The 604-nt window shown below is 54.3% G+C and carries 1 rRNA gene; it reads right to left on the reverse strand.

Going from position 1 to position 604, the window contains the following annotated elements:
* Nucleotides 1–582, reverse strand: a 16S ribosomal RNA gene (locus ACTNBZ_RS14375); the annotation flags it as partial.
* Between the last annotated feature and the right edge of the window lie 22 nt (nt 583–604).

The raw sequence follows: 604 nt of genomic DNA on the forward strand, positions 1-604 counted from the left end.
CCCGCCTACACGCCCTTTACACCCAGTAAATCCGGATAACGCTTGCCACCTACGTATTACCGCGGCTGCTGGCACGTAGTTAGCCGTGGCTTATTCATCAGGTACCGTCATTGTCTTCGTCCCTGATAAAAGAAGTTTACAACCCGAAAGCCTTCTTCCTTCACGCGGCGTTGCTGGGTCAGGCTTGCGCCCATTGCCCAATATTCCCCACTGCTGCCTCCCGTAGGAGTCTGGGCCGTGTCTCAGTCCCAATGTGGCCGGCCAACCTCTCAGTCCGGCTACTGATCGTCGCCTTGGTGGGCCGTTACCCCGCCAACAAGCTAATCAGACGCGAGTCCATCTCAGAGCGATAAATCTTTGGCAGTCAGAGTCATGCGACCCAACTGCATCATGCGGTATTAGCACAGGTTTCCCTGTGTTATTCCCCACTCCAAGGCAGGTTACTCACGCGTTACTCACCCGTCCGCCACTAAGCAGCTCAATCAGTTGTCCGAAAACTCCGTCATGAGCGCTCCGTTCGACTTGCATGTGTTAAGCACGCCGCCAGCGTTCATCCTGAGCCAGGATCAAACTCTCAATAAAATGGTATCTAAACTCCGAAGAG

It is taken from the genome of Pseudoflavonifractor sp. HCP28S3_F10 (genome assembly GCF_052065415.1).
GTDB lineage: Bacteria > Bacillota > Clostridia > Oscillospirales > Oscillospiraceae > Pseudoflavonifractor_A.